The organism is Mesorhizobium sp. CNPSo 4684, from assembly GCF_057784315.1.
Window position 1 is genome coordinate 139,213 of the sequence record NZ_JBWLUX010000008.1, and the last position, 23,522, is coordinate 162,734.

At 63.9% G+C, this 23,522-nt stretch carries 20 protein-coding genes; 1 reads left to right on the plus strand and 19 read right to left on the minus strand.

Translation table 11 applies throughout. The features are described 5' to 3' along the window. Window positions 1-48 precede the first annotated feature (48 nt). From recN to mraZ, 19 genes are all read right to left on the minus strand, one after another. Complete coding sequence (gene recN, locus AC04SG_RS09490) at window positions 49-1,722, minus strand: DNA repair protein RecN (RefSeq protein WP_192258441.1); 1,674 nt, start codon at window positions 1,720-1,722, stop codon at window positions 49-51. 197 nt (window positions 1,723-1,919) lie between these two features. Then, on the minus strand, window positions 1,920-2,789 hold the full coding sequence (locus tag AC04SG_RS09495) for an outer membrane protein assembly factor BamD (protein ID WP_112560393.1): 870 nt from the start codon (window positions 2,787-2,789) through the stop codon (window positions 1,920-1,922). Window positions 2,790-3,052: 263 nt separating this feature from the next. Continuing rightward, the gene (gene lpxC, locus AC04SG_RS09500; RefSeq protein ID WP_112560392.1) at window positions 3,053-4,000 is read right to left on the minus strand and encodes a UDP-3-O-acyl-N-acetylglucosamine deacetylase; all 948 of its coding nucleotides are present in this window, start codon (window positions 3,998-4,000) and stop codon (window positions 3,053-3,055) included. A gap of 275 nt (window positions 4,001-4,275) precedes the next feature. Beyond that, window positions 4,276-5,928 (minus strand): cell division protein FtsZ, encoded by a 1,653-nt coding sequence (gene ftsZ / locus AC04SG_RS09505; protein ID WP_488550811.1) that lies wholly within the window; start codon window positions 5,926-5,928, stop codon window positions 4,276-4,278. Between the two features lie 66 nt (window positions 5,929-5,994). Then, window positions 5,995-7,302: a cell division protein FtsA gene (gene ftsA, locus AC04SG_RS09510; protein ID WP_488550812.1), complete on the minus strand. Its 1,308-nt coding sequence runs from the start codon at window positions 7,300-7,302 to the stop codon at window positions 5,995-5,997. Next, window positions 7,299-8,240 (minus strand): cell division protein FtsQ/DivIB, encoded by a 942-nt coding sequence (locus AC04SG_RS09515; RefSeq protein WP_488550813.1) that lies wholly within the window; start codon window positions 8,238-8,240, stop codon window positions 7,299-7,301. The genes ftsA and AC04SG_RS09515 overlap by 4 nt, the downstream gene beginning before the upstream one ends. Continuing rightward, on the minus strand, window positions 8,228-9,154 hold the full coding sequence (locus tag AC04SG_RS09520) for a D-alanine--D-alanine ligase (protein WP_192258444.1): 927 nt from the start codon (window positions 9,152-9,154) through the stop codon (window positions 8,228-8,230). Before AC04SG_RS09520 ends, AC04SG_RS09515 begins: the two co-directional genes overlap by 13 nt. Before the next feature lie 311 nt (window positions 9,155-9,465). After that, entirely contained in the window at window positions 9,466-10,431 is a 966-nt protein-coding gene (gene murB / locus AC04SG_RS09525; protein ID WP_488550814.1) for a UDP-N-acetylmuramate dehydrogenase, read from the minus strand. Next, the gene (murC, locus tag AC04SG_RS09530; protein WP_488550815.1) at window positions 10,428-11,834 is read right to left on the minus strand and encodes a UDP-N-acetylmuramate--L-alanine ligase; all 1,407 of its coding nucleotides are present in this window, start codon (window positions 11,832-11,834) and stop codon (window positions 10,428-10,430) included. Before murC ends, murB begins: the two co-directional genes overlap by 4 nt. After that, window positions 11,834-12,958, minus strand: a complete 1,125-nt coding sequence (gene murG, locus AC04SG_RS09535) for an undecaprenyldiphospho-muramoylpentapeptide beta-N-acetylglucosaminyltransferase (RefSeq protein WP_488550816.1) — start codon at window positions 12,956-12,958, stop codon at window positions 11,834-11,836. The genes murC and murG overlap by 1 nt, the downstream gene beginning before the upstream one ends. A gap of 1 nt (window position 12,959) precedes the next feature. After that, entirely contained in the window at window positions 12,960-14,111 is a 1,152-nt protein-coding gene (gene ftsW, locus AC04SG_RS09540) for a putative lipid II flippase FtsW (RefSeq protein WP_112560384.1), read from the minus strand. Further along, complete coding sequence (murD, locus tag AC04SG_RS09545; RefSeq protein ID WP_192258448.1) at window positions 14,111-15,511, minus strand: UDP-N-acetylmuramoyl-L-alanine--D-glutamate ligase; 1,401 nt, start codon at window positions 15,509-15,511, stop codon at window positions 14,111-14,113. The genes ftsW and murD overlap by 1 nt, the downstream gene beginning before the upstream one ends. 8 nt (window positions 15,512-15,519) lie before the next feature. Then, a complete protein-coding gene (gene mraY / locus AC04SG_RS09550) occupies window positions 15,520-16,602 on the minus strand; it encodes a phospho-N-acetylmuramoyl-pentapeptide-transferase (protein WP_112560382.1) in 1,083 nt (360 codons plus the stop codon). A gap of 18 nt (window positions 16,603-16,620) precedes the next feature. Then, complete coding sequence (locus AC04SG_RS09555; RefSeq protein ID WP_488550817.1) at window positions 16,621-18,054, minus strand: UDP-N-acetylmuramoylalanyl-D-glutamyl-2,6-diaminopimelate--D-alanyl-D-alanine ligase; 1,434 nt, start codon at window positions 18,052-18,054, stop codon at window positions 16,621-16,623. Then, the gene (locus AC04SG_RS09560) at window positions 18,051-19,505 is read right to left on the minus strand and encodes a UDP-N-acetylmuramoyl-L-alanyl-D-glutamate--2,6-diaminopimelate ligase (protein ID WP_488550818.1); all 1,455 of its coding nucleotides are present in this window, start codon (window positions 19,503-19,505) and stop codon (window positions 18,051-18,053) included. Before AC04SG_RS09560 ends, AC04SG_RS09555 begins: the two co-directional genes overlap by 4 nt. Window positions 19,506-19,559: 54 nt before the next feature. Next, window positions 19,560-21,284, minus strand: coding sequence for a peptidoglycan D,D-transpeptidase FtsI family protein (locus AC04SG_RS09565; protein ID WP_488550819.1), 1,725 nt, complete (start codon window positions 21,282-21,284; stop codon window positions 19,560-19,562). Between the two features lie 14 nt (window positions 21,285-21,298). Continuing rightward, window positions 21,299-21,691 carry a cell division protein FtsL gene (gene ftsL / locus AC04SG_RS09570; protein ID WP_192258451.1) on the minus strand — a complete coding sequence of 131 codons (393 nt, stop codon included), beginning with the start codon at window positions 21,689-21,691 and terminating at the stop codon, window positions 21,299-21,301. Between the two features lie 4 nt (window positions 21,692-21,695). Further along, window positions 21,696-22,712, minus strand: coding sequence for a 16S rRNA (cytosine(1402)-N(4))-methyltransferase RsmH (gene rsmH, locus AC04SG_RS09575; protein WP_488550820.1), 1,017 nt, complete (start codon window positions 22,710-22,712; stop codon window positions 21,696-21,698). Then, window positions 22,709-23,167, minus strand: coding sequence for a division/cell wall cluster transcriptional repressor MraZ (gene mraZ, locus AC04SG_RS09580; protein ID WP_488550821.1), 459 nt, complete (start codon window positions 23,165-23,167; stop codon window positions 22,709-22,711). The genes rsmH and mraZ overlap by 4 nt, the downstream gene beginning before the upstream one ends. Between mraZ and AC04SG_RS09585 the strand changes: the two genes are divergently transcribed. Continuing rightward, window positions 23,166-23,462 (plus strand): hypothetical protein, encoded by a 297-nt coding sequence (locus AC04SG_RS09585; protein ID WP_203278694.1) that lies wholly within the window; start codon window positions 23,166-23,168, stop codon window positions 23,460-23,462. The two genes, mraZ and AC04SG_RS09585, sit on opposite strands and share 2 nt — an antisense overlap. The last annotated feature ends 60 nt before the right edge of the window (window positions 23,463-23,522 follow it).

Consider the following 23,522-nt stretch of genomic DNA (forward strand, 5'->3'; position numbering starts at 1 on the left):
CATATCCTGACTCTTTCCGGAAAAGCCAATTCGGGCATTTGCCGGTTGTTAAGCCGCCGCCGTATTCTCGCGCAGCAACCGCTCCGCCGCCGCGCGCGCCTCGTCTGTAATGGTGGCGCCGGCCAGCATGCGCGCGATCTCTTCCTGGCGCGCCGCCCGGTCCATCTCGGCGATGCCGGTGGCGACCTTGTCCGAGCCGCCGGATTTGGAGATCAGGAAATGCGTCGCCGCACGTGCCGCCACCTGCGGCGCATGGGTGACGGACAGCACTTGCACCCGCGTCGACAGCCTGGCCAGTCTTTGGCCGATGGCATCGGCCACGGCGCCGCCTACCCCGGTGTCGATTTCGTCGAAGACCAATGTCGGCGCCGAGCCACGGTCGGCCAGCGCCACCTTGAGCGCCAGAAGGAAGCGCGACAGCTCGCCGCCGGACGCAACCTTCATCATCGGGCCGGGCCTTGTGCCGGGATTGGTGCGCACCCAGAACTCGACCTGGTCGATACCTTCTTCCATGCGGTTTTCGCCATCGCTGGTCAGCCCGACGATGAACTCGGCCCGCTCGAGCTTCAGCGCCGGCAGTTCGGCCATGACAGCCTTGGTCAGGCCGATCGCAGCCGCATGGCGAAGCGAGGACAGCTGGGCCGCCGAAATGTCATAGGCCTCGCGCGCCGCGGCGGCCTGTTTCTCCAACCCATGCAGACGTTCCTCGCCGGCATCGAGATCGGCAAGGTCGGCCGACATCGTGTCGCGCAGCTGCGCCAGATCATCGACCGCCACGCTGTGCTTGCGTGACGCCGCGCGCAGCGAAAACAGCCGCTCTTCCGCTTTCTCCAGCCGCTGCGGATCGTATTCGGTGGCGCGCAGCGCCGCCTCGACACCGGACTGTGCCGCATCCAGCGACAGCATCGCCTCATCGAGCGACTTCACCACATCCTCAAGCAGGCCAGGTGCTTCGCTGGCCTTGCGCTGCAGGCGCCGGAGCAGGCTGGCCAGCTGCGGCAGCGGCGAGGATGGACCTGACAGCACATCCTGCGCGTCGTGTATTTCCGAGGCGATCTTTTCCGCCCGCATCATCGTGGCGCGCAGTTCGGCCAGTTGCGTTTCCTCGCCGGGCTGCGGATCGAGCTTGGCCAGCTCAGCCACCGATGCCCTGAGATAATCGGCCTCGCGCGCCGCCGCCTCGACCTTGGCGCGATGCCGGGCAAAGTCCTGCTCGCAGCCGCGCCAATAGCGCCACGCCTCGCCTGTCGCGCGGGCAGCACCAAGATGGCCGCCAAAGCTGTCCAGCAATTCGCGATGCGCGCCGGGATCGACCAGGGCCCGCTCGTCGTGTTGGCCGTGGATCTCGACCAGCGCGTGGCCGATGTCGCGCATCAGCGTGACACTGGACGGCTGGTCGTTGACGAAGACGCGGGTGCGGCCATCCGCCGTCTGCAGCCGGCGCAGGATGATGTCGCCGTCGTCCTCGATGGCGTTTTCGGCAAGCAGCGCACGCACCGGATGGTTGCGCGGCACGTCGAACACGGCGATGACCTGGCCCTGGGCGGCGCCATGGCGCACCAGCGAGGCGTCGCCGCGCGCGCCGAGCGCCAGCGATAGCGCGTCGAGCAGGATGGATTTGCCGGCGCCGGTTTCACCGGTCAGCACGGAAAGGCCGGGCTGGAAGTCGATATCCAGCTTCTCGATCAGGACGATATCGCGGATCGACAGTCTGGAAAGCATCAGAACCCGAACCTATCGCATGTCGCCCCAAGCGGACCGGTTTGGGACAACGGCATGCACAAAACCAAAGACTTAAAGCGCGCGACGCGCCTCAATGCGGCATGCGACCGGTGGAGTCGCAGCGCCGCACTATCTTTTTGTTTGAGCGTCGGATCAATCCGAAAAGCGCTGTGATCGCTTCAGTCGATGCTCAGGCGTCAGGCGCCGGTGATCAGCTTCCCAGCCTTGGATATCCACGACCCGGCATTCTCGCGCGGCTCAAGCCCATTGCTCTGCAAGAGCTTGTAGGAATCCTTGTACCACTGGCTGTCGGGATAGTTGGTGCCGAGCACGGCCGCGGCCGTCTGCGCTTCCGAGGTCAAGCCCATCGCGTAATAGCTCTCGGTCAGGCGCGCCAGCGCCTCTTCGACATGACGGGTGTTGGAATAGTTTTCGACCACATTGCGGAAGCGCTTGACGGCGGCGATGTATTCGCGCCGTTCGAGATAGTAGCGGCCGATCTGCATCTCCTTGCCGGCGAGCTGGTCGTTGGCAAAACGGATCTTTTCCTTGGCGTCGTCGACATATTCCGAAGTCGGCCAGCGCGTCACCAGATCCTGCATCGTCTGCACGGTCTGGCGTGCCTCCTTCTGATCCTGGGTGACGTCCTTGATCTGGCGGTAATAGCTCAGGCCAATGATATACTGCGCGTATGCGGCGTCGTCGGTCGACGGATAGAGCGTAAGATAGCGCTTGGCCGAGCCGATGGCCTCGTCATAGTGGCCGGCGCGGTAGTCGGCGAAGGCGCCCATCACCATCGATTTACGGGCCCATTCGGAATAGGGATGCTGACGGTCGACGGCGTCGAACTTCTTGCTCGCCTCATCCAGGCGGCCGGCGTTGAGATTGGCAAGGCCTTGATTGTAAAGGACGTCGGCCGGTTCGGTCTGGTCGACATAGGTCGACAAATCGACGTCTTTCTCGGACGACATGCAGGCCGACAGGAACAGCGATGGCACAACTATCGAAAGCGCCAGGAAAACAGCCCGATACGGCGCTTTCGATTGACCAACTCGCGTGAAGAACATGATTGGATTGCGCCCTTTCGGCGTTATTTCAATGCCTTTCGCATGGCGTTCCCTCAAAACTGGTCCCCACTTTTGAGCGACATGCGTCTAATCGACGGCAGCAGCCATAAACCATAACTGTCTTGCCCAGCAACGCTATGTCTAGCCAATCGCACATTTTTGTGGCGGCTTGGTGTTGCCTCGAAAGCTATGCGCTTTCACCGGCCGGTGATGCATCCGCGCAACACCAGCCAGCGCTCAGAAAGCCAGAAAATCGTTAAGAATCAGATCACCCAGGGCGCGAAGACGGGACCGGTGACGGCGCTCATCTCGGCGGTGCGGCCGCGCTCGCGGCGTGTGGTTTCGACGACCTCGAAGGCTGAACGGTCGGACAGCAGGCGCCGCAACGCTGCGGCGTTCATCCGGTGGCCGCCGCGATAGGAGCGGAAGCAGCCGATGAAACGGGCACCGGCCAGCGCCAGATCGCCCATCGCGTCCATCGTCTTGTGGCGAGCGAATTCATTGGGATAGCGCAGGCCACCCATATTGATCACCCGATTGTCGTCGCCGATCACCAGCGAGTTCTCCAGCGAGGAGCCCAGCGCATAGCCTGCCGCCCACAGCCGCTCGACATCCTTCATGAAACCGAAGGTGCGGGCACGCGCAATGTCCTGGCGGAAGACGTCGGGATTGATGTCGGAGGCGAACAGCTGACGGCCGATCGCCGGGCTTTCGAAATCGATCTCGACCTCGAAGCGCGTGCCGCTATAGGGCCTGAACTCGGCCCAGGACGCGCCGTTTTCGATGCGAACCGGCTTGACCACCCTGATATAGCGGCGCTTGACCGCCAGCGTCTCGATGCCGGCCTGGTCGATGGCTTCCACGAACGCCACCGCGCTGCCGTCCAGGATCGGAACCTCGTGGCCGTCGATCTCGATGACGATGTTGTCGATGCCGAGTCCGAAGAGCGTCGCCATCAGATGTTCGACGGTGGCGATATGTTCACCTGCCGGGTCGCCAAGCATGGTGCAGAGATCGGTCGCGCCGACTTCGGCAACCAGCGCACGAAACTCACGGCTCTCGCTTCCGGTCGAAAGGTGGAAGACGACGCCCGTGTCGGCGTCCGCGGGAAGGAAATTGACGGTGACCGGTTTGCCGCTGTGAACGCCGGTACCTGTTAGCGTCGCACGCGATCGAAGTGTCGTCTGGTAGTCTTGCAAGACAAACCCCATAGCCCATAACGCCCATGTCCGCTTTATAGCCCCGAAGGGCGCGGCTCTTTATTATCGGCAGGCAGGGCCAACTCCCCGAATCCCAGCACACCGAAAGTGCTGCGGCAAAGATAGTGGCCCGTCAGGGAGACTCCAAATCACGGTTTCTTACTCTGTGTAACCGCGACCTGCTGTGAGCGCCACATCGTAACGTCTTGTTATCACACAGCTTTAAGCGTTAACAGGCAAACGATCTCTCGTCTGCCTGTTAACAAGTGTTACATACCGTTAACGGCTCAGTTGGCCTGGCGGCGCAGGAACGCCGGGATCTCCAGCTGGTCGTCTTCCTGGGCAGACCGGGTCTGCGGCGTCAACCGGCCCTGGTCGTCGAGCTGGCCACGGCGCGGTGCGTAGAGCTGCGGATCCTGGCTGGCAAGGCGGCGCATTTCGGGCGCCGCCTGGCGCAGTTTCGGTTCGCGCGGCTGTGCCGGCTGCAATCGGGCCGGCTCTTCCTCGCGGCGCGTCAGTCCGTTGGTCAGCCGCTTGAGCAGTCCCATCGGCCCGCTGTTTTCATGGTCGGTCGGCCTTCCCTTGGCTTCCACCTCGGCCTTCACCACCGGCGGAAAATCCTCCACCCGCGGCATGCGCTGCGGTGCGGCAGCCACCGGCTGCGGCATTTCCCGCAGCGGCGCCGGCTGCATCACCGGCTGCACGACAGGTTGCGGCTGTGCCGGCGGGGCCTGGAAGATCTTGCTCTGCGGACGGAAGTCTTCCGCCTGGGGCATCGGCGCCGGACGAGCCATTGCCGCCGCATTGGCTTCGGCAAGCTGGATCGCCTCGGCGACCGGATCGGCCGCGCGCTGCTCATAGGTCTGCTGGACCGGCGCTGGCCGGCCTTCCGCGGCCGGAGCCGGACGGCTGACAGGCTTCTGCTGCGGCGGCACGGCGCGGATCGAGATCGGCACCGCGGCGATTTCGGCCGCCGACTTGTCGATGCCGGTGGCGACCACCGAGACGCGGATGACGCCTTCGAGTTCCTCGTCGAAAGTGGCGCCCAGGATGATGTTGGCGTCCTGGTCGACTTCCTCACGGATGCGGGTCGCGGCTTCGTCGACTTCGAACAGGGTCAGGTCGCGGCCGCCGGTGATCGAGATCAGCAGGCCCTTGGCACCCCTCATCGAGGTCTCGTCGAGCAACGGGTTGGCGATCGCTGCCTCGGCGGCGGCCATCGCGCGGCCCTCGCCCGAAGCCTCGCCGGTGCCCATCATCGCCTTGCCCATCTCGCGCATCACCGAGCGGACGTCGGCGAAGTCGAGATTGATCAGGCCTTCCTTGACCATCAGGTCGGTGATGCAGGCAACACCGGAATAGAGCACCTGGTCGGCCATGGCGAAGGCGTCGGCGAAGGTGGTCTTGTCATTGGCCAACCGGAACAGGTTCTGGTTGGGGATGACGATCAGGGTGTCGACGCATTTCTGCAGTTCCTCGATGCCCATATCCGCCGTCTTCATGCGGCGCTGGCCTTCGAAATGGAACGGCTTGGTGACGACGCCGACGGTGAGGATGCCCTTTTCGCGCGCCGCGCGGGCAACGACCGGGGCGGCACCAGTGCCGGTGCCGCCGCCCATACCGGCGGTGACGAAGCACATATGGGTGTTGGAGAGGTGATCGATGATCTCATCGATGCATTCCTCAGCCGCCGCACGGCCGACTTCCGGCTGCGATCCGGCGCCAAGCCCCTCGGTGACATGCGCGCCGAGCTGGATCAGCCGCTCGGCCTTCGACATGGTCAGCGCCTGCGCGTCGGTGTTGGCCACCACGAACTCGACGCCGCGCAAGCCCGCGGTGATCATGTTGTTGACGGCATTGCCGCCACCGCCGCCGACACCGAACACGGTGATCCGCGGCTTGAGCTCGGTGATGTCCGGCTTTTGCAGATTGATGGTCATTGTCTCCGTCCTTTGCCTTTCCCGCCGCTTCGCCGCCGCGGCCGCCTATGGGGCTGTCCCCGTCAATTAGAAACTGTCTCTCAACCACTGACTCATGCGATGCAGTTTTCCGCCCGTTCCGGTCATCCTGAGACCGGAAATTCCTTTCGCCGGATGGCTCTCGAAACTCGCCATCTGCGGATAGATCAGCAGTCCGACCGCCGTCGAGAAAGCCGGCCCCTTGGCGGCTTCGGGCAGCCCCGCCACACCGAGCGGGCGGCCGATGCGCACATTGCGTCCCAGAATTCGGCGCGCCGCCTCGGGCAGGCCGGCAAGCTGGCTGGCGCCGCCGGTCAGCACGACGCGTTTTCCCACGGCATTGCCGTAGCCCGACTTGTTCAGCCGGTCGCGCAGAAGCTCCAGCGTCTCGTCGATGCGGGCGCGGATGATGCGCGTCATCACCGAGCGCGGGATCTGCAGCGGCATCTCGCCTTCCTCGCCGATCGGCTGGATCGCCACCAGGTCGCGGTCATCGGCGCTGCCGGGCAGCGCCGAGCCATGCATCACCTTCAGGCGTTCGGCGGCGTCGAGCGACGTCGACAGGCCCTTGGCCATGTCCAGCGTCACGTGATTGCCGCCGATGGCGATGGCGTCGCCATGCACGAACTTGCCTTCCGAAAACACCGAGATCGTCGTCGTGCCGCCGCCCATGTCGATGCAGGCCGCGCCCATTTCGAGCTCGTCATCGACAAGCGCCGCAAGTCCGCTGGCATAGGGCGTCGCCACCATGCGCTCGACCGACAGATGTGAGCGGTTGATACAGAGCTCCAGATTACGCAGCGGTGCGGCGTCACCTGTCAGCACATGCATGTCGACGCCGAGCTGGTCGCCGACCATGCCGCGCGGATCGCGCACGCCGCGTTCGGCGTCCAGCGAAAAGCCCACCGGCAGCGAATGGATCACGTCGCGCTCGGCCTTCAGCGCCTGCTTGGCGCCGGCGGCAAGCACGCGCTTGATGTCTGCCTCGTCGGCCTGATGGCCGCCAAGGTTGATGGTGGCCGAATAGGTTTCGCTCTTCAGCCGGCCGGCCGTCATGTTGACGATCAGCGAATCCACCGTCAGTCCCGCCATGCGCTCGGCGGCGTCGACGGACAGGCGAATGGCGTGCTCGGCGCGGTCGAGATCGACGACCACGCCCGACTTCACGCCTTGCGACTTCTGATGGCCGATGCCGATCACCTGGATGCGGTGCGAGCGGCCGCGCAACAGCTTGCCGTCCTCGCGCGGCTTCAGTTTCGCCACCACGCAGCAAACCTTGCTTGAGCCGACATCCAGCACGGTCAGCGTGCCGGAGCGGCGCGAAGAGGCATCGCTGTTGCCGCCAAGCCAGCTCATATCTTCGTCTCCGACTTGCGCTTGAGGCTTTGCGGTTTTTCGTTGAGCGCCGCCTGGCGCTGCGTCGCCGCTTCCGGCGTCAGCTGCACGACCAGGCGATCGGAGATGCGCATGTCGATGGCGGCGATATCGCGTGTCAGAAGACCGTTGTCATGATCCATCCGAACCAGCTCGGCGATCGCCTGGTCCTCGCCATCCTCAGGCAGTTTGACGGTGATGCCGTTTTCCAGCTTCAGGTCCCAGCGCCGCTCGCCGATGCGGATATAGCCTTTGACCCGCGCCGCGAGCTCCGGATACTTCTTGATCTTGGCCAGGAAGTCGGGCGCCTTGGCCGGCGCGCCGGTGCCGATGATCAGCGGCAGCAAAGCCTGCTTGCCGCCCGAGAACGGCGCGATCACCGCGCCGGAGCGCTCGATGACGGAAAGCTCCGAGCCCTGTTGCCAGAGCGCGAAGGGTTCGCGCTCCTCGACACGCACTTCCAGCGTATGCGGATAGACCTTGCGCACCGCCGCCACTTCGACCCAGGGCAGCGTATCGATGCGCTCGCGCGCTGCCTCGGCATCGAAGCCGATCAGCGACGTCCAGCCATCGAGTTCAAGCCGGTCCAGTATGTCGATCTCCGAGGTCTGGCGGTTGCCGACCACCTTGATCTGGTCGACGGCAAAGCCGGTGCGGGCGGTGATACTCTGGACGATGTCGTCGGCATGGCCGCCGAGAATGGCGCCATAGAGGCTGCTCGATGCGATGAGCGAAGCGGACAGGATGGCCGCGGAAAAGCGCGGCGCGACGAAGTCGCCGCCACCCAGGCGCGCCAGCACGCGCACCGGCCGGCGCAACACGCGCGGCAGTACGAAATGGTCGAACGACAACGGCATGCCGAACAGCGCCGGCCCGGCGCCGCCCCTGCCCTTGTCCTGTCCCCATTTCAACGCAGACACGAAGCGTCCTCCACCATCCAACTCAACAGATCGCCGAACGAATGCCCCGCTTGGGCGGCGATTTCAGGCACCAAAGACGTCGGCGTCATGCCAGGCTGAGTGTTGATCTCGAGCCAGACAATTTCGCCGTTTTCGGAGTGACGATCGTCATAGCGGAAGTCCGACCGGGAAACGCCCCGACAGCCGATAGCCAGATGTGCCTTGAGCGCCAGTGTCTGTATTTTTTGGTAAATATTCGGTGAAATTTTAGCAGGGATTTCGTGTTTTGATCCGCCGGCGACGTATTTTGAATCATAGTCGTAGAACGAATGGCCAGTCGGAATGATCTCGCAGACGCCAAGCGCCACATCGCCCATGACGGCGCAGGTCAGCTCGCGGCCATGGATATAGCGCTCGACCATGACGGTCTCGCCATATTTCCATTCGGACGAGCCGATGACCTGCGGCGGATGCGACTGCCCTTCATGCACGATGACAACGCCGAAGCTCGAGCCTTCATTGACAGGCTTCACCACATAGGGCGGCTTCATCGGGTGCTTGTTCTGAATGGCGAAGCGGCTGGCAACCTTCGATTCCGCCACCGCGATGCCGGCAGCCTTGGCAACCTTCTTGGCCTGCTCCTTGTTCATGGCGAGCGCCGAGGCGAGCACACCCGAATGGGTGTAGGGAATGGCCAGATATTCGAGGATGCCCTGGATGGTGCCGTCTTCACCGAACGGACCGTGCAACGCGTTGAAGACAACATCAGGCTTGAGCTCGCCAAGCACGGCGCCGACGTCGCGCGCAACGTCGACGCGGGTAACCTGGTAGCCTTCCTTCTCAAGCGCATCCGCACACGCCTTTCCCGAAGACAGAGACACGGGCCGCTCGGACGAGAATCCGCCCAGGAGGACAGCCACATGCTTGTTCTTCATATCCCGTCATCCTCTCACGGCGGGCCCGCAACCACGCATTCAGCGACCAGATGGAGTCCGAGTCTCCCGGCAGGTTGCCCCCCAGACGGAAAACGCGGTCGACGCGTCGAACGACTCAAATCAGGAAACGCTTTAGGGCAGAGAATCAGAGAGTTGATTCGCTGGCAAGTGCTTATGATTCCGACAGATTCACTTTCCGCGAAAACGGCGGCAAAAAGCGTGCGGTTGAGTCTTTCGGGCAACGGTCGCGCTGTTGTTTCAGACCGTTTGAAGTTCAAGCATCACATGAACTTCAGCTTGGGCTAAGGTGCCTACAGGAGTTGTCCGAGGAATTCCTGAACGGCGTGGCCGGGGCGGAAACTGCCGAGGCGCTTGATTTCCCACTGCAGCCTTATGCCGGAATTTACAAGCACCCGGGCGCGCACCGTCTCGCCGAGATATTCGAGGTCGTAGCCGGTCGCGGTTCCGGTGTTGATCATGAAGTTGCAGTGCATCGGCGACATCTGCGCGCCGCCGATCATCAGCCCGCGGCAGCCGGCCTTGTCGATCTCCTTCCAGGCCGAGGTGCCCTCCGGATTCTTGAAGGTCGAGCCGCCGGTCTTCTCGCGGATCGGCTGCACCGTCTCGCGATGCGTCTGGACGGCGTCCATGGCCGCCTTGATCGCCGCCTTGTCTTCCGGCACGCCTTCGAAAATGGCGGAGGTGAAGATCAGCCCGGCAGGTGCTGCCGAGTGACGATAGGCATAGCCCATGTCTTCATTGCTCAGCGTGTGCAGATTGCCCTTGCGGTCGAGCGCCCGCACCTCCACGACCACCTCTCGTGTCTCAACGCCATTGGCGCCGGCATTCATTCTCAGCGCGCCACCGATGGCGCCGGGAATGCCGTGATAGAAATGAAAGCCGCCAATGCCGGCCTCATGGGCGACGGCCGCAATGCGTTTGTCGGGCGTCGCAGCACCCGCTTTGATGCCGGTCGGCGATATGACCTCGGCTTCGCCAAAACCCTTGGCCGAAAGCCTGATGACGAAACCCGGAATACCGCCGTCGCGCACCAGGAGGTTAGAGCCGACGCCGACGACGGTGAGCGGGATCTCCTCCGGCACGGCGCGCAGGAAGGCGGCAAGGTCTTCCTCGTCGGCCGGCTGGAACAGCACCTCGGCCAGCCCTCCGGCGCGGAACCAGGTGATCTTGTCCATCTCGGCATTGGGCGTGATGCGACCACGCAGGCCGGCAAGCCGGTCGCCAAGTCTGTCGATCAGATCCTGGCCGCGCATCATGAGACCGCACCGCCAAGTTCCCTGGGCAGCGCATAGGCCCATTGGGTGATGTTACCGGCGCCGAGGAAGACGACGAAGTCGCCGGACTTGGCCAGTTCGCGGATGGTGGGGGCGATGGCAGCGGCACTGTCGATATAGCGCGCATCGCGGTGACCGCCGGAGCGGATGCGCGACACCAGCGCCTCCGAACTCACGCCGTCGATCGGCTCTTCGCCCGCTGCATAGACCGGGGCCACCATCACCGTGTCGGCATCGTTGAAGCAGACCGAGAATTCGTCGAACAGATCGTGCAGGCGGGTGAAGCGGTGCGGCTGCGCAATGGCAATGACGCGGCCCTTGGTGGCGCTGCGCGCCGCTTTCAGCACCGCGGTGATTTCGACCGGGTGGTGGCCGTAATCATCGAAGATCTCGACGCCGTTCCACGAGCCGGTATGGGTGAAGCGCCGCTTGACGCCGGCGAAGGACAACAACCCCTTCTTGATCGCCTCGGCCGACAGGCCGAGTTCATGCGCAACCGCAATCGCGGCAGTCGCGTTGGAGACATTGTGGCGGCCGGGCATCGGCAGGCGCAGGTCCGATATCGTCGTCTGGCTACCGGTTTTGCGGTCGCGGATCACCACGTCGAACTCGGAGGCAGCACCGGCCATGCGATGGTTGGTGAAGCGCACATCGGCCTGCGCGTTCTCGCCATAGGTGATGACGCGACGGTCCTCGATGCGGCTTACCAGCGCCTGCACCTCCGGGTGGTCGGTGCACATCACGCCAAAGCCGTAGAACGGCACGTTCTCGACGAACTGGCGGAACGCTTCGCGCACCTTGTCGAAGCTGCCATAGTGGTCGAGATGCTCCGGATCGATGTTGGTGACGACGGCAATTTCGGCCGGCAGCTTGAGGAAAGTGCCGTCGCTCTCGTCGGCTTCGACCACCATCCATTCGCCATCGCCCATGCGGGCATTGGTGCCATAGGCATTGATGATGCCGCCATTGATAACGGTCGGGTCGAGCCCGCCGGCGTCGAGCAGCGTCGCCACCATCGAGGTTGTCGTCGTCTTGCCATGCGTGCCGCCGATGGCGACGGCCTGGCGGAAGCGCATCAGTTCGGCCAGCATCTCGGCGCGGCGCACGATCGGCAAAAGCTTCTCACGCGCGGCCTTCAACTCCGGATTGGATTTCTTGATGGCGGTCGAAACCACCACCACTTCGGCAGCACCGATATTCTCGGCCTTGTGGCCGACGAAGCATTCGATACCCTTGTCGCGCAGCCGCTGCACATTGGCGCTGTCGGCCTGATCGGAGCCCTGCACCTTGTAGCCAAGATTGTGCAGCACTTCGGCGATGCCGCTCATGCCGATGCCGCCAATGCCGATGAAATGCACAAGGCCGATGGTTTGCGGCATCTTCATCAATGCGTCCCCTTCCTGAAATCCGATACGGGTTTTCTGGACGCAATAGCCTCTGTGAGATCGGCGAGCAACCGTGCCGCGTCCGGCCGGCCGGCTGACTTTGCGCCGGCAGCCATTGCCGCCAGCCGCTCGGGATTGTCCATCAGCCCGCCAACAAGCGCCGCGATGCGCTCGGGCGACAGCGACGATTGCGGATGCACCTCGCCGCCACCGGCTGCGGCAAGAGCGGCTGCATTCGCCGCCTGGTCATGGTCCAACGCATGGGGATAAGGCACCAGCAGCGCCGGCCGGCCGATGACAGCAATCTCGGAGACCGTCGAGGCGCCGGAGCGCGAGATCACCAGATGCGCGGTGGCCATGCGCTGCGCCATATCGGTGAAGAAGGGCGAGACCTCGACATGGACGCCAAGTGCCGAATAGCCAGCCTTCACCCGCGCCACGTCGTCGGCGCGGGCCTGCTGGGTAATCACCAGCCGCTTGCGCTGCGCCTCCGGCAGGAGTGCGATGGCCGCCGGCATAACGTCGGAAAAGAACTGCGCGCCCTGGCTGCCGCCGAACACCAGAAGGCGGAACGGCTCCTCGCCAGTGGAGGTCATGTACGGCGTCTTTGCCGCCTCCAGGATCCGCGGCCGGACCGGATTGCCTGTGATGACCGTCTTGGCGCCGGCAGCACTTTCATCCTCCGACAGGAAGCCGCCGGCAATGGCATCGACGCGACCGGACAGCGCCCGGTTGGCGCGGCCCATCACCGCATTCTGTTCATGGATCAGCGTCGGCACCTTGCGCCGTGTCGCCGCATAAAGCGGCGGCAGGGTCGGATAACCGCCGAAGCCGACGACCGCGTCAGGTTTGATCCTGCCGATGACGGCGGACGCCTGGCGCACGCCGCGCCAGATTTTCCAGAAAGCGCCGAGCAAGGCGACGGGGTTTTTCGAGCCCATGGTCGCCGACTGGATCGGATGGATGGCGGCGGCCGGGAAATGGCCGGCAAACCGCTCGGCGCGGTCGTCGGTTGCCAGATGCACACTCCAGCCGCGTTCGATCAGCTCATGCGCCAGCGCCTCGGCCGGAAACAGATGTCCACCGGTTCCGCCCGCCGCGAGAAGAATGACACCCCTCGCCATATCACTCCGCCGGCAGGGCGCGCTGCGACAGGGCAAAGCCCATCTGCTTGCGCTTTTCCGGACGCTTGCGCGTCAAGGCCAGCACCATGCCCATCGAGATGGCAATGGCGATCTGTGAAGAGCCGCCATAGGAGATGAAAGGCAGCGTCATGCCCTTGGCCGGCATCAGCTGCAGATTGACGCACATGTTGATGACCGACTGCAGGCCGAACACCGTCACCAGCCCGCCGACGGCATAGCGGGTGAAATCGTCATGCTCCTTCAGCGCCGTATTGAGGCCGCGCAGCACGATGAAGGCGAAGATCGACATGATGAAGAAGCACATGATCAGCCCGAACTCTTCGCCGGCAACGGAAAACACGAAGTCGGCATGCGCGTCGGGGATGACGCGCTTGACCGTGCCCTCACCCGGCCCGACGCCGAACCAGTGGCCGTTGATCAGCGCCTCGCGGCCCATATCGACCTGGAACGTGTCGCCTTCGCCGGTCAGGAACTTGTCGATGCGGGCGGCGACGTGCGGGAACACGGTATAGGCGGCAAACAGGCCGCTGGCGCCGGTGGCGCCAAGCGCGATGATCCACAGCCATGGCAGGCCGGCCATGAAGAACATGACGCCCCAGGTGCCGGTCACCAGCATGGTCTGGCCAAGATCGGGCTGCGCCACCAAAAGCGAGATGACCAGGATCAAAAGCAGCATCGCGAACAAATTGCCTGGAATGTCAGGCTGGCGCTTGTGTTCGGCGAACAGCCACGCGCAGACGATGACAAAGGCAGGTTTCAAAAATTCCGACGGCTGGATCGACATGCCGACAAACGACACCCAGCGCCGCGCGCCCTTCACTTCGACGCCGATATAGAGCACCGCCACCATCAGCACCAGCATGATGCACAGGATGACCAACGCCATGCGGCGGATCTGCCGCGATTCCAAGAATGAGACCGCCAGCATCACGCCGAGCGCCGGCACGGTGAAGATGATCTGCCTGGTGGCAAAGTGGAAACTGTCGAGGCCGATGCGTTCGGCCACCGCCGGGCTTGCCGCGAAGGAGAGCACGATGCCTAAGCCCATCAGCGACAGGAACGCCGCCAGGAACCAGCGATCGATCGTCCACCACCAGGTTGCAACCGGGCTTTTGTCGAGACGGCTTTGCATTATCGTGCCCCTCCGATGGGTTTCACACCCTCGATAGCATTCGCAGCTTGCCTGAAGGCTTCGCCGCGAACTTCGAAATTCTTGAACTGGTCGAAACTGGCACAGGCCGGCGACAGCAACACCACCACCTCGCCGCTGTCATCCTTGGCCGCGTCGTTCGCGGCATGGTCGACCGCGGCGGCCAGCGTGCCCGAGATTTCATAAGGCACGGCTTCGCCCAGCGTCGCCGAAAAAGCAGGCGCCGCCTCGCCGATCAGATAGGCCTTGGCGATACGCGGGAAGAACCCGCGCAGCGGCTCGATACCGCCTTCCTTGGGCAGCCCGCCGGCGATCCAGTAGATGCGCGGAAAACTCGACAGCGCCGGCGCCGCCGCATCGGCATTGGTCGCCTTGGAATCGTTGACGAACAGCACGCGGTCCTTGCGGCCGACCTGCTCCATGCGATGCGCAAGGCCCGGGAAGCTCTCGAGCCCCGCCTGTATCTCGCCGAGGCTTAAGCCCACCTTGAGGCAGGAGGCCACCGCGGCAAGCGCATTCTGCGCATTGTGCTGGCCGCGCAGAGAACCGATGCCTTCGAGGAAAGCGACACGGCTGTAGCGGCCATGCACGGCTTCCATCAGATTGGAGCCGTCGGCGAAATAGCCATCGGTCAGCGGCAGCCGCTTGGAGATGCGGATCACCTGCCTGCCCGCCCGTTCCAGCCGGTCGGCGATCTGCGCGCACCAGGAATCGTCGACGCCGACGATGGCGGTCTCGCTGCCGGCGACCAGCCGCTCCTTGATCGAAGCGTAGTGCTGCATGGTGCCATGGCGGTCGAGATGATCGGGCGTCAGATTGAGCAGGATGCCGGCCGTCGGATTGATCGAGGGCGCCAGATCGATCTGGTAGGACGAGCATTCGACGACATAGTGCCGGTCCGCCTGCGGCGGATCGAGGGTCATGATGGCGCGGCCGATATTGCCGCCCATCTGCGTGTCGCGGCCTGCCGATTTCAGGATATGCGCGGTCAGCGCCGTCGTCGTCGACTTGCCATTGGTGCCGGTGATGGCGATGAAGGGGGCTGTGGGCGCCCGCGCGATCCGCTCGCGGCAGAACAGCTCGATGTCGCCGATTACCTCGACGCCGGCGCCGCGCGCCAGTTCCACCGTCCAATGCGGCTTGGGATGGGTCAGCGGTACGCCGGGCGACAGCACGAAGGCCGAGAATTTCGCCCAATCGGCGCCGCGCAGATCGGCGGTAGCAATGCCCTGGCCGGCGGCCTTGGCGACGCTGTCGGGATTGTCGTCCCAGCCCAGAACGTCGGCCCCGCCCTCGATCAGCGCGCGCGCCGTGGCGATCCCCGAGCCACCGAGCCCGAAGAGCGAAACGCGTTTGCCCGAAAAGGATGCGGCGGGGATCAAGCGGGCTCCTATCTCAGCTTGAGGGTCGACAGGCCGACCAGCGCCAGGATGACGGCGATGATCCAGAAGCGGATCACCACCTGGCTTTCGGTCCAGCCGAGCTTTTCGAAATGATGGTGGATCGGCGCCATCAGGAAGACGCGCTTGCCGGTCATCTTGAAGTAACCGACCTGAATGATGACCGACAGGATTTCCACGACAAACAATCCGCCGACAATGACCAGCACGATCTCATGCTTGGTGGCGACCGCAACCGTGCCGATCAGGCCGCCCATGGCCAGCGAACCGGTGTCGCCCATGAAGATCGCCGCCGGCGGCGCGTTGAACCAGAGGAAGCCGAGGCCGGCGCCGATGACGGCGCCGAGCACAACGGCCAGCTCGCCGGTGCCGGGCACGAAATGGATCTGCAGATATTCGGCAAACACCGCATTGCCGGAGAGATAGGCGATGACGCCGAAGGAGGCCGCCGCGATCATGATCGGCACGATCGCCAGCCCGTCGAGGCCGTCGGTCAAATTCACCGCATTACCGGCGCCGACAATGACGAAGCAGGAGAACGGTACGAAGAACCAGCCGAGATTGACGATGAATTCCTTGGCGAAGGGGAAGGTCAGCGACGATGAGAACGGCGCCTGGCCATTATGCATGATCACCCAGGCAGCGATGCCGGCGATGACGAATTCCAGCGCCAGCCGCGCCTTGCCGGAAAAGCCGAGATGCGACTGCTTCGTCACCTTGAGATAGTCGTCGTAGAACCCGATCGAACCGAAGCCCAGCGTCACCAGAAGCACCACCCAGACATAGATGCTGGAAAGGTTCGCCCACAGAAGCGACGAGCCAATGATGCCGCACAGGATCATCAGCCCGCCCATGGTCGGCGTGCCGGCCTTCTTGAAATGCGTCTGCGGCCCGTCGGCGCGGATCGGCTGCCCCTTGCCTTGCCTAAGCCTGAGCGAATTGATGATGGTCGGTCCGAAGATGAAAACGATCAGCGCCGAGGTGATCAGCGCGCCGCCGGTGCGGAAGGTTATGTAGCGGAAGACATTGAAGACCGAGATCTTGTCCGCAAAATCGACGAGCAATGTAAACATGCGATTCCGTTCCCCGGACTAGTTCTGTTTCGTGCCTGCGGCTTCAGCCGGAAATTTGCCGAGCAAGGCATCGACCAGTTTTGAAAACCCGATGCCTTTCGACGATTTGATCATCACCACGTCGCCCGGCTTCAGCGCCGACAGCAATACCGGCCTCAGATCCTCGGCGCCGGCGCGGTAGTCCGCTTCGATCTCGTCGGGCAGGATATCGGCCAGCGCCCGCATCTCCGGGCCGCCGAGAAAGACTTTGCGTGTTTCGGTGCCGACGATCAGATCGGCAAGGGCTGCATGCAGCTTTGCCGAATGTTCGCCGAGTTCGAGCATGTCGCCGAGTACGGCGATCCGGCGGCCCTCGCCCGACACTGGCGTCGCGTTGAGCAGCGCCATGGCGGCACTCATCGACGCCGGATTGGCGTTGTAGCTCTCGTCGATCAGCGTGATCGGTCCCCCGGGATGGCGCAGCACATGGCGCTTGCCGCGGCCGCGCTCGGCAGAGAGATCGGCCAGCGCCTCCGCCACCTTGCCGATGTCGGCTTCAACCAGATGCGCCGCGCCGAGAACCGCGAGCACATTCTGCACCATGTGGCGGCCGGGCGCGCCGATGCGGGCGACGATGTCCTGACCGCCGATCCTGGCGGTGATGTCGGAATGATCGGCATGCAGCTCGCATTTGGTGAGCTTGTAGGTCGAGCGGGCGTTTTCGCCGAAGCCCAAGACGTGTTCGACGCCGGCGGCACGCGCCATTTTGTCGAGCAGCTTCCAGCGCCCATCGTCGCGGTTGAGCAAGGCAGCACCGCCGGGCTCGATGCCTTCAAAAATCTCGGCCTTGGCCTTGGCGATCTCGTCGAGATTTTTGAAGAAGCCGAGATGTGCGGCGGCGATCAGCGTGACGATGGCGACATGCGGCCGGACCATCTTGACCAGCGGCCGGATCTCGCCGGGATGGTTCATGCCGATCTCGAACACCGCATAGTCGCAATCGTCCGGCATGCGCGCCAGCGTCAGCGGCACGCCCCAATGATTGTTGAAGGATTGCGCCGAGGCATGCACCTTGCCGACGGCCGACAGCACATGGCGCAGCGCTTCCTTGGTCGTGGTCTTGCCGGCAGAGCCGGTCACCGCGATGATCTTCGCCTTGGAACGCTCGCGCGCGGCGACGCCAAGTTTTTCGAGTGCCGCCAGCACATCCTGCACGACGATCATCGGCGCCGTCAGCCGCCCGAGCGATGGCAGTTTGCCTTCGGCGACAACCAGAACGCCGGCGCCGGCCTTGATCGCCGCGGTCGCGAAATCATGGCCGTCCATCGTCTCGCCCTTGATGGCGAAGAAGGCGTCGCCCGGCTGCAGGCTGCGGCTGTCGATCGAGATCCCCGATATGCCCTCCGGCGTTGGCCCGAGCGGCCGTCCGCCCATGGCGTCAACCAGCGCATCGGCAGTCCAGAGCACGCTCATGCGGCCCGCTCCCGCAACGCCGAGCGAACTTCCTCATGGTCTGAGAAAGGAAATGTCTCGGCGCCGATGGTCTGGCCTTCTTCGTGACCCTTGCCGGCAACGATCAGCGTGTCGCCGGCCTTGAGCATGGCAACCGCTTCGTGGATCGCCTTGCGGCGGTCGCCGATCTCGATGGCGCCGGGCGCAGCCGCCAGGATCGCGGCGCGGATCGTTTCCGGCACTTCCGAACGCGGATTGTCATCGGTGACGATGACGACATCGGCAAGCCGTGTGGCGATCTCGCCCATGATCGGCCTTTTTCCCCGGTCGCGGTCGCCGCCGCAGCCGAACACGACAATGACGCGGCCGGTGGTGAACGGGCGCACAGCGGCCAGCACATTTTCCAATGCGTCCGGCTTATGGGCATAATCAACATAGACCGGCGCACCATTGGCGGTCGCGCCGACAAGGTCGAGCCGGCCTGGCGCCCCCTGGAGTTTCTCCAATGCCATCAAGGCCTTGGCGACTGGTGTTCCAGTGGAAATCGCCAGACCGGCCGAAACCAGGGCGTTGGCAATCTGGAAGTCGCCGGCAAGCGGCAGGTCGATCTCGTAGAGCACGCCATCGGCTTCGACTTCGGCGCGCTGGCGGTGGCGCTCATGCTCGACGCGCTTCAGCTTGAGGAAATCGCCGTGGCGGCCGACCGTCAGCACTTTGAGCCCGGCCGCCTGCGCTGCCTTGACCGTCGGCGCAGACCACGGATCGTCGGCAAAGATGATGGCCGGCGCGCCTTTCGACAGCAGTGTGTCGAACAGGCGCAATTTTGCGCGGTGATAGTCCTCGAGCGTCGGATGATAGTCCATGTGGTCGCGGCCGAGATTGGTGAAACCACCGGCGGCGAGCTTGACGCCATCGAGGCGGCGCTGGTCGAGACCATGGCTGGAGGCCTCCATCGAGGCATGGGTGACGCCGGCCTCCGCCAATTCCCTGAGCAATTGGTGCAAAGCCACTGGATCGGGCGTGGTCAGCGATCCATACTCGTTGCGGCCCGGCGCCACCACGCCGGTGGTGCCGATCGAAGCGGCGGCAAAACCGGCCTGCTCCCAGATCTGCCTGGTGAAGGCGGCGACCGATGTCTTGCCCGCGGTGCCGGTCACCGCGACCATGGTTTCAGGTTGCCTGCCGAAGAAGCGCGCGGCGCTCAGCGCCAGCGCCAGACGCGGATCATCGACGCTCAGCACCGGAACCGACAGGCCGGCAATCGCGCTGGCCTTACCCATGACAATCGCCGCCGCGCCGCGTTTTGCCGCATCGGCGGCATAGGCGGCGCCGTCCGCCTTGCTGCCGGCGAGCGCGAAAAAGACGGCGCCGGGTTTGACCTGGCGGGAATCCGACGAAATCCCGGTTACCTCCAGATCGCGGGAAGACGTTCCCTCGACAGGCAGGATACCGGCTAAATCTCTAAGGTGCATCGAACCCCGTTCATCGCAACAAAATAGCGCGCAGTTGCCGGCGCGCCCTAAGAATCACTGATAGGAAACCAGCGTTGCACCATTTTCATGGCTGAAATCTGGCTTCACGCCAAGCATGGCCGCTGCCCGCCGGATGATATTGCCGGCCATAACCCCCGCATTGTTGGCGGCAACGTCGGTCATCCCGGGCTTTTCCGGGTGCGGAGCGTCGGCAATCGTAAACACCAGATATTGCGGATCGTCCATCGGGAAAGCGGCGACGAAGGTGTTGAAATTCAATTCCTTCGAGTAGCGGCCATTGATGACTTTCTCGGCCGTTCCAGTCTTGCCGCCAACGCGGTAGCCAGGGGCCCTGGCATTTCTGGCCGAGCCCTTCTCGGCATTGAGCGTGTAGAGGTAGCGCATGCCCTCCACGGTCTTTTCGCTGACCACTCTCTTGGCCACCGCCATGGCTTCCTGCTGGCTGCGGACCAGGAATGTCGGCTGGATCAGATAGCCCTGCATCAGCGCCGCGCAGCCGACAGCGGCCTGCAGCGGTGTCGTCGACACGCCATGGCCAAAGGCGATGGTGAAGGAGTTGACCTGTTTCCAGACCTTCGGCTCGGTCGGGCGTGCGACCTCAGGCAGTTCGGTCTGCATCCTGTCCAAAAGGCCGAGGCGATGCAGGAATTCTCGGTGCCCCTCGATGCCGACCAGCTCGGCCTCGCGGGCCGATCCGATGTTGGAGGAATAGAGGAACACTTCCGGCAGCGACAGCACGCGGTTCTTGCCATGAAAATCGTGGATGGCCTGATGGCCGACACGGATCGGATGCGAAGCGTCGAAACGGCTGTTCATGTTGGCCTTGCCGGAATCGAGCGCCATCGCCGAGGTAAAGCTCTTGAAGGTCGAGCCCATCTCGTAGAGGCCGGCGGACATGCGGTTCAGCCGGTCCTTGTCTTGCGCATTAAAGGGATTGTTCGGATCGAAATCCGGCACCGAGGCCATGGCCACCACTTCACCGGTCTTGATGTTGAGCACAACGGCGCCGGCGCCCATGGCGCGATAGCGTTCGAGGCCGGCGGCGATCTCGTCGCGCACCACATGCTGGACGCGCAGATCGATCGAAAGCTGCACCGGCTTCAGGTCCTTCGCCACCGCAAGGCCAGAGGCCTGCAAGTCGCTTAAGCCCTGCTCGTCGATGTATTTCTCCATGCCGGAGATGCCCTGATTGTCGATGTTGGTGAGGCCGACAATGTAGGATGACGTCACGCCGGCCGGATAGAAGCGGCGCTTTTCGGTGCGAAAGCCGATGCCTGGAATACCGAGCTGCATGATGTCGGCTTGCTGCTTGGGCGTCAGCTGCCGCTGCAGCCAGACGAAGCCGGCGCCGCTCTTCAGCTTGTGGTAGGTCTGCTCGGGATCGATATCGGGCAGAATGGTCGACAGCTTTTCGATCGCCTCGTCGGCATCGACGATGCGACGCGGCTCGGCAAACAGCGATGCCGTCTTGATGTCGGTCGCCAGCACCTCGCCGTTGCGGTCGACGATGTCAGGCCGCGATGCCGTCACCCGGCTCTGCGGCCCGTTCGACATGTCGGGGTTTTGGAAACCGAGATAGACCAGCCGTCCGGCGATGGTGGAATAGATGCCGAAGAACACCGCCATCGTCATGATGATGCGGGTCTTGGCCTTGCCGCCGGTCGCCTTGCGCGCGCCTTCGACGACGATCGAGCCGTCCTCGCCGGCCCTTGCGCGCCGCTTCAGCAACCCACCGATCTTCGGAAGCTTGACGCTCATTGGAAACCCGACGGTCATTGCACGATGGCTCCGGTCACCACGGGATCCTTGCCAGCTGGTCCTTTGCCGGAATTATCGGCCATGCCGCCGAGCCGCTGCGACGACAGGTCCTCGATGTTGAGCGGTTTTGCCGGCAGGTCGTCGATCCCGACGATCTGCCGCGCATTGACCGGCTCGAGTGCGAGCTGCGATTTGTAGGTTTCAGCCAGCTTCTGCAGGCGCGACGGCTGGGTCAGCAGGCTCCAGTCGGCCTTGAGCAGGTCGATCGTGTCCTCCTCATAGCGGATCTGCGCCTCGATCTTCTGCACCGAAGCCAGTTGTTCCTCGGCCTCGCGCTTGGCCTTGTAGGTCAGGGCCGCGGCCGAGACCATGACGGCGATCAGGACTATGTCGCTGGTTCGAAACAATTGTTCACCTCTCTCGCGGCGCCTGGATGCCGGGAAGCTTTGGAAGGCCGAAAATCGAAAGATCGCCGCCGCGCGCCGGCGCCTCGGTGCGGATCGCAGCGCGAAGCCTGGCGGAGCGCGCCCGCGGATTGGCTGCTATTTCAGCGTCGCCGGGCGTCACGCCGCCACCGGCCTTGCGGAAGGTGGCGCTGCGTGCATGCGCCTCGGGCATATGGCGCGAGCCGGTCACCGCGTCGGCCCGGTCGGCGATAAAGCGCTTGACGATGCGGTCTTCCAGCGAATGGAACGTCACCACGGCAAGCCGCCCGCCAGGCTTCAGCACGCGCTCGGACGCCACCAGCGCCTTGGCCAGTTCGCCAAGCTCGTCATTGACGAAAATGCGCAGCGCCTGGAAGACGCGGGTGGCCGGATGGATCTTGTCCTTCGGCGCGCGGCCGATATGCGTCTCGATGGCGTCGGCAAGGTCGAGCGTACGCTCGAACGGGCGTTTTTCGCGCCGGCTCTCGATCATGCGGGCGATGCGGCCGGCGTTGCGCTCCTCGCCAAGGAAGCCGAAGATGCGGGCAAGATCGCCCGTCTTGAACGAATTAACGACATCGGCAGCACTCAAGCCGGCCTGTGCCATGCGCATGTCGAGCGGCCCGTCGGCGCGGAACGAAAAGCCGCGTTCGGCCTGGTCGACCTGCATGGAGGAAATGCCGATGTCGAGCACAACGCCGTCGGCGCTTTCGACCTGCTCGTTCAGGGTCGAGAACGGTGCCTGCACCAGCCTCAGCCTGCCGCCGGATTGCTGTTCCAGGGTCCGCCCCGCGGCGATGGCGTCCGGATCGCGATCGATCGCCACCACCGAGGCGCCGCTCGCCAGGATCGCCTTGGTGTAGCCGCCAGCGCCGAAGGTACCGTCGACGATCACATCGCCAGCTTTGGGCGAGAGCGCTTCCAGCACTTCGGCAAGGAGGACCGGAATGTGACGGACCGATCCGCCAACGGCGCTGATATCATCGCCGTGATCCGCCATCATTCCAGTCGCTCCCCAGGCTTCGTCCCCTGCCGAAGCTGCAACAGCCGGGCGCGCGCCTGCGCCCCATAGGCGGCAAGCCGCCCGGGTTCCCAAACTTGAAAGAAATTGCCGCGGCCGACGAAAGCCACTTCGCTCGAGATGCCCGTATGCTCGCGGATGAAATCGCTCATCGTGATGCGGCCGTCCTGATCGAGTTTCAGGAACGTCCCGTCGCCATGGCAGAAGAACGACATGTCGTTCGCCGTCTGCAGGAAAGGATCCTCCAGCGCGATGCGCTGCTCGTAGCGGTCGAGCAGGTCGAGCCCGCCGACATCCATCGCCGGGACATCCAGGCCGCGCAGCGCGTAGAGCTCCGAATAGCCGCGTTTCTGCACGACCGCGCGGAAATGCGCCGGAACGGAGACCCGCCCCTTCGCATCGATCCTGTTCACCGCGCTTGACAGAAACCGGTCCATGACACTCTACAGCCGCTTCCGCCGCCGCACCCCTCTCCATGTTTTCGTCCGCGCCAGCGAGGCGCGTCCCCTGCCGAAAATCTGCTTCGGTCCCAACGGCAAAACCCTGCAAACGCACAGCCGCCGCGGCTGCCCGATTGGCGTACGCTTTACCCTGACGCGGAACGAAGGCTTTGGTGTCGAAATGGGATATCATGGGGCACTATGGGCGTCAACGGGATCAGGCTTCACAAACGCGCGCGCCACAACCGGTGAGAGCAGCTTTGACGACGCTCCCGTCTTTATCGTCCATTAAGCCTAACGAAGCGTTTAGAGCGGCTTGGCCCAACCGGAAGCGGCTTGCCGCGCATCGCTA